A 5,719-nucleotide genomic window follows, 5' to 3' on the forward strand; every position below is an offset into this window, starting at 1 on the left:
GTGCGGCGCGGTGAACGCCGCGTGCAGCGCCTCGTGGTCGCGGCCGTCGGCCGTGAGCACGGACCAGCCCGCCGCCTCGAAGCGCGCGGCGATCCCGCCGGGCCGGGCGTGCGTGGCGGAGGAGTTGTCCACGACGACGGTGTGCAGCCGTTCCAGTCCGGCCGGACCGGCGAACGCGATCGCCTCGTGGTTGCTGCCCTCGTCCAGCTCGGCGTCCCCGGTCAGCACCCACACGGCCGGCCCGTCGAGTCCCTGCGCGCGCAGTCCCAGCGCCGTTCCGACCGCGATCGGCAGCCCGTGCCCCAGCGATCCGCTGCCGANNGCGGCGAGTCGTACGAGCCGAACCCGGTCAGCCACTCCACCGGCAGGAAGCCCTTGGCGGCCAGCACGGCGTAGTACGCCATCGGGCCGTGCCCCTTCGACAGCAGGAACCTGTCCCGGTCCCGGTCCTCCGTCCGCTCCGGTGAGACCCGCAGGACACGGTCGTAGAGCACCCACAGCACGTCCAGGGTGGAGGTCGCCGCCGGTCCGTGCTTCTCGTCCCCGGTCATCCGGCCCATCAGCGCGGGCAGATCCGCACGGCCGTACGAGACCGGCGTCCCCCGGGGGTGTTCCTCGGTGATCGTCATACGGCGATCGTGCGACCTCGACCGGACTTGAGGTCAAGCCGTGTCCCCGTCCCCCGGACAAAGGGGTGCGCGATCACCGCTCTGGGTGCGGTATTGTTTCCGTGCACGTCGACGCCGGGGAATCACCAGGTCAGACGGGCAGCGGGACGTGGCGCAGCTTGGNNCGTCCCGACTCGGAAGAGTCGTGGGTCGGAGGCGGTTCCGGAGAAATCCGGAACCGCCTCCGGTCGTTCCCGGGACCGCCGGAACGGCACCTCCGCACCCTGTTCGAAGCCCTCCCGCGACGGACGCGACGGAGAGGACGCCCCCATGCGGAACTACGACGTCAAGAAGGAACGACGGGACCTCTACTCGGCCCGGCGCGACCGGTTCGGGATCGTCGACGTGCCGCGCATGGGCTTCCTGATGGCGGACGGCCGCGGCGACCCCAACACCTCGGCCGACTACCGCGCGGTGGTCGAGGCCCTGTACACGACCGCCTACGCCGTGCGCGCGCTCGCCAGGAGGGAACTGGCCCGGACCCACACCGTCGGACCGCTGGAAGGACTGTGGACCGCGGACGACCTCGGCGCCTTCAAGACCCGGGACCATGACGAGTGGAACTGGACGCTCATGATCGTCCAGCCGGAGTGGGTCGGTTCCGCCCTGGCCGACGAGGCCATGGACCACGTCCGGAGGACGAGGGAACTCGGCGCCGGGCACCGGGTGAGGTTCGAGGAGTATGCCGAAGGACGGTGCGTGCAGATCCTCCACGTCGGTCCGTACGACGAGGAGGCCCCCACGATCGCCCGCATGCACGAGGAGTTCATGCCAGCCGAGGGGCTGGTCCCCCGCGGGCACCATCACGAGATCTACCTCTCCGACGCCCGCAGGACGGAACCGGGCCGGCTGCGCACGATCCTCCGCCAGCCGGTCGGCCCGGCCCGCACCTGAGCCCGCCCGCGTCCCGAGAGCCCCGGGCCCCGGGCGTCGGTGAGGGTGGAGGAGCCGGCGGCGGGGCACGAGGCGGCGGCGGGGCGGTGGGAACGACGGGACGGCCTTCGTCGTTCTGGGGACGACGGGTGTGCCGCCGACGGGACCCGTCGACGCTCGTTCGCCGCCGCCCCCCTCCTGATGTGGAGCCGCTCATGACCACAGCGCGGGACCTGCTCGTCGTCGTCATCGACACGCGTTCCGGTCCGTCCGTCGAGCAGGGCGACCTGTCGCTGGCGCTCGCGGGAGCGGAACTGATCGACCTCATCGCCGCCGGGGCCGCCGACCTCGACGAGGACCGGGTGGTGCCGGGTCCGGAGCGGGAAGCGGAGCCGGCCGTCGAGGATCCCCTGCTGCGGCGGGCCGCGTCCTCGCTGGCCCGGCGGGAGCCCCACGAACAGGTGGAGGACTGGCTGTGGCGCCGGGGCCGCGACCTGGCGGCCGCGTACCTCGCGGAACTGGGGACGACCGGTCCGGCCACCGCCCGTCGGCGCGCGCGGAAGCCGTCACTGGGCGTCGACCCGTCGGCCCTGGCCGACTCGCCGGCACGCCGCCGCGCGAACGACCGCTGGGCGGCGCGCGAACCCGTGCTCACCGCCCTCGCCGCCGCCGCGGGCGTCGGCGCCCGGTACGGCGGCGACCCGGACGAGGGGCCCGAGGGCCGCGACGACCTCGCGGATCTCGGCGACGACCGGGTCGTGACCGTGCTGGCCGCGGTCAACGAAGCCGTCGTCGAACTGGCCGGTGTACGGCAACGGCGGGCCATCGAGACGGCGGCCTTCGACAACGTCTGGCGTGCCGTCTGACCCGGCCGTGAAAGGCCACGGGACCCGGTGAACGGCACGGGGCGCGGCCTCCGCCGCGTACGGCGGAGGCCGCGAGGAGAAGGCCGTGAGGAGAAGGCCGTGCCCCGCGCCGCGTCAGCTCAGGCAGCCCGCGTGCGCCAGGGCCTGCCTCAGCAGCACCCCGTGTCCCCCCGGCATCTCACTCTGCACCGCCTCCGACAGCGCCTCCTGAGGGCTGAACCACACCAGGTCGAGGGCGTCCTGCCGGGGCCGGCAGTCGCCCGTCACCGGCACGATGTAGGCGAGGGACACCGCGTGCTGACGCGGGTCGTGGTACGGCGTGACCCCGTGCGTGGGGAAGTACTCGGCGACCGTGAACGGCTGGAGCGAGGCCGGGACACGGGGCAGCGCCACCGGGCCGAGGTCCTTCTCCAGGTGGCGCAGCAGCGCGTCCCGGATGCGCTCGTGGTGCAGCACCCGGCCGGAGACCAGCGTCCGGCTGACCGTGCCGTCCGGCCCGATGCGCAGCAGCAGGCCCACGCTGGTGACTTCGCCGCTGTCGTCGACACGTACGGGGACGGACTCGACGTACAGGATCGGCATGCGGGCACGTGTCATCTCCAGCTCGTCGGAGGACAGCCATCCCGGTGTGGTTTCGGTCGTGTCAGACATTGCTTGATCATACTTTCGACGGTTCGGGCGGACGAGGACGGCCGCCTCGCGGGGGTGGTGTCCTCCACGAGGGGTTCGGCCGGACGGACGACGCCGGGGGAGCCGGCACGGGTCAGGGCTTCACGGCCACCGCGCCGTACTGCGGCACCACCGGGGCGGAGCCGGCCCGGGGACGCCACCGCGAGCAGGGCACCGGACCGGGCTCGACCGGGTGCAGCCCTTCGAGGAACGCGGCGACGTCCCCGGCGCTGCGGGCCGTGATCGGGGGAGTGGCGTTCTCGTTCCAGAACTCCCTCGCGGGGATCTGGCTCGCGCCGCCCACCTCGGCGTCGTGGGTGGGATGGGTGAGGACGAGGAAGCTGCCGGAGGGGACCCTCTCCATGATCCGCCGGACGGTTCCGCGCGCCTGCCCGGTGCCGGGGACGAAGTGGAGGACGCCCAGCATCATCACCGCGACCGGGCGGTCGAAGTCCAGGGTCCTGGCAGCCTGTCCGAGCACGACGTCCGGGTCGCGCACATCGGCCTCGACGTAGTCGGCGGCGCCCTCCCCGGTGCCGGCGAGCAGGCTCCGGGCGTGCGTCGGCACGACCGGGTCGTTGTCGACGTGGACGACCCGGGAGCCGGGCGCGATCCGCTGGGCGACCTCGTGGGTGTTGTCCGCGGTGGGCAGTCCGGCACCGAGGACGAGGAACTGCCGCACGCCCCGCTCCCCGGCCAGGTACGTGACGGCCCGCACCAGGAACTCCCGGTCCGCGCGGGCGATGTCCCGCACGACGGGGAGGATCGAGGCGATCCGGTCGCCGACCCGCCGGTCGACCTCGTAGGTGTCCTCGCCGCCGACCCAGTGGTTCCACACGCGCGCGTTGTGCGCCACCGGGGTGTCCGGTCGCGCCGGGCCGCGCGGCGGGGTGTGGCTCTCACCCACGTCCCTCCCCCTCCCTCTCCCTGCCCTTCCCACGGCCGGACGGCCGTCGCGGCCATTGTGCCCGCGGGGTGATCACCCTGTCCCCGGAACGGGGGAGCGGGCACGGGGGCGGGAGGCGAGGGAACACCGACGGGAGACGCGGCACCCCGTCGGTGTTCCGTCATGCCCGCCGGGTTCCGTCACGCCCCGGCGGGGGTGCTCTCCGCCTCGAACATCCAGCGCTGCTTCTCCAGCTCGGCGGTGACGGAGATCAGCAGGTCCTGGGTGACCGGGTCCGCCTTCTCGGTGGCGTCGACGCGCTCGCGCAGCCGCACGATCGCGGCCCCCAGCGCGTCCGCCATCAGCCGCACGACGTCCGCGTCACGCAGCAGGCCCTCCTCGGGGACGGGCAGGGCGAAGACCTTGGCGACGGTCTCCGGGCGGCCGTCCGGCGGCACACCGAGCGTCGCGGCCCGCTCCGCGACCGTGTCGGCCTGGGTGCGCGCGGTCGAGACCACTTCGTCCAGCTGGAGGTGGACCGAGCGGAACCTCGGACCCACGACGTTCCAGTGGGCCTGCTTGCCGATCAGCGAGAGACCGAGGAGATCCACCAGGGTGTCCTGGAGTGCCTTGCCGGCGACTCGGCTGGCCTCGTCGGGCAGGGTGCTCCGCACAACGGTCATGGGGTATCGCTCCTTCTCGAATGCATGGTCGCTCCGCGAACGCGCGGGTGCCCCCGTTCCTCCCGGGACAAACCCGGGCCGCCCGGGCGGGGCGGGGCCCCGGCCCGGTACGACGGGTGGCGGGTGGCGGGCGCGGTCGGCGGGCGCGGACGGCGGTGGAGAACGCCGCCCGGAGCGCGGGAAGCCGGCAGGTGAGACGGCCCTCACGGTGATCGCCACGTGGACGTACCATCGGTCCCCGCAATGGACATGATGACGCTCTGGCACCTCACCGCCTGGGAATTCGCCGCCCTCGCCTTCGCGGCCCTGCTCGTGGGCTTCTCCAAGACCGCCGTCAGCGGGGCCAACACGGTCAGCCTCGCCCTCTTCGCGGCGGTGCTGCCGGCCCGCGCCTCCACCGGCGTACTGCTGCCCCTCCTGATCGTCGGGGACGTGCTCGCCGTCCTCACCTACCGGCGGCACGCCCACTGGCCCACCCTGTGGCGGCTGTTCCCGGCGGTCGCGGCCGGTGTCGTCGTCGGCACCCTCTTCCTGATGCGGGCGGACGACGAGGCCGTGGGGACGTCGATCGGGGCGATCCTGCTGCTGATGGCCGGGGTGACGGTGTGGCGGCGGCGAGCGGCGGACCGCGCCGCGCGGGCCACCGCCGACGCGGAGGGAGGACCCGGCGGCCGGAGCGGCCCCGAGGAGGTCACCTCCCGGGCCGGCCGGATCAAGGCCCGCTCGTACGGCGTCCTCGGCGGCTTCACCACCATGGTCGCCAACGCGGGCGGACCGGTGATGTCCCTGTACCTGCTCTCCGCGGGTTTCCGGAAACTGGGCTTCCTGGGGACGTCGGCGTTCTTCTTCCTGATCGTCAACACGTCCAAGGTGCCGTTCAGCGTGGGGCTCGGACTGATCGACGCGCAGTCACTGCTGCTCGACGCGGCCCTCGTCCTGTTCGTCGTGCCCGGCGCGCTGCTCGGGAAGTGGGCCGTGGACCGGATCAACCAGCGGGTGTTCGAACAGCTGGTGATCGCGGCGACGGTGGTGGGCGGCGTACAACTGCTGGTGCGCTGAGCCGGGGGCCGGGGG

The 5,719-nt window shown here is 73.4% G+C and carries 6 protein-coding genes and 2 pseudogenes; 3 read left to right on the forward strand and 5 right to left on the reverse strand.

Annotated elements, in window-relative coordinates; all coding sequences use genetic code 11:
* Positions 1-320 (reverse strand): annotated as a pseudogene (locus AOK18_RS34610) (transketolase); the annotation flags it as partial.
* A gap of 2 nt (positions 321-322) precedes the next feature.
* A pseudogene (locus AOK18_RS34615) lies at positions 323-629 on the reverse strand (transketolase); the annotation flags it as partial.
* A 309-nt stretch (positions 630-938) separates the two neighbouring features.
* On the opposite strand from AOK18_RS34615, the gene AOK18_RS23735 reads away from it, so the two are divergent.
* Together AOK18_RS23735 and AOK18_RS23740 are read left to right on the forward strand one after the other, a co-directional pair.
* Entirely contained in the window at positions 939-1,562 is a 624-nt protein-coding gene (locus AOK18_RS23735; RefSeq protein WP_055695659.1) for a GyrI-like domain-containing protein, read from the forward strand.
* 194 nt (positions 1,563-1,756) lie between these two features.
* Positions 1,757-2,407 carry a GPP34 family phosphoprotein gene (locus AOK18_RS23740; RefSeq protein WP_055570772.1) on the forward strand — a complete coding sequence of 217 codons (651 nt, stop codon included), beginning with the start codon at positions 1,757-1,759 and terminating at the stop codon, positions 2,405-2,407.
* A 114-nt stretch (positions 2,408-2,521) separates the two neighbouring features.
* Here AOK18_RS23740 and AOK18_RS23745 read toward each other — a convergent pair whose 3' ends face one another.
* From AOK18_RS23745 to AOK18_RS23755, 3 genes are all read right to left on the reverse strand, one after another.
* The gene (locus AOK18_RS23745; protein WP_055570771.1) at positions 2,522-3,058 is read right to left on the reverse strand and encodes an NUDIX hydrolase family protein; all 537 of its coding nucleotides are present in this window, start codon (positions 3,056-3,058) and stop codon (positions 2,522-2,524) included.
* Positions 3,059-3,170: 112 nt separating this feature from the next.
* Positions 3,171-3,983: an SAM-dependent methyltransferase gene (locus AOK18_RS23750; protein ID WP_055695660.1), complete on the reverse strand. Its 813-nt coding sequence runs from the start codon at positions 3,981-3,983 to the stop codon at positions 3,171-3,173.
* Between the two features lie 179 nt (positions 3,984-4,162).
* Complete coding sequence (locus AOK18_RS23755; protein ID WP_055570769.1) at positions 4,163-4,645, reverse strand: Dps family protein; 483 nt, start codon at positions 4,643-4,645, stop codon at positions 4,163-4,165.
* A gap of 243 nt (positions 4,646-4,888) precedes the next feature.
* Here AOK18_RS23755 and AOK18_RS23760 point away from each other — a divergent pair, with 243 nt between their 5' ends.
* Positions 4,889-5,704 carry a sulfite exporter TauE/SafE family protein gene (locus AOK18_RS23760; RefSeq protein WP_055695661.1) on the forward strand — a complete coding sequence of 272 codons (816 nt, stop codon included), beginning with the start codon at positions 4,889-4,891 and terminating at the stop codon, positions 5,702-5,704.
* Positions 5,705-5,719: the final 15 nt, after the last annotated feature.

Origin of the sequence: Streptomyces prasinopilosus (assembly GCF_001419695.1) — a bacterium.
Lineage (GTDB): Bacteria > Actinomycetota > Actinomycetes > Streptomycetales > Streptomycetaceae > Streptomyces > Streptomyces prasinopilosus.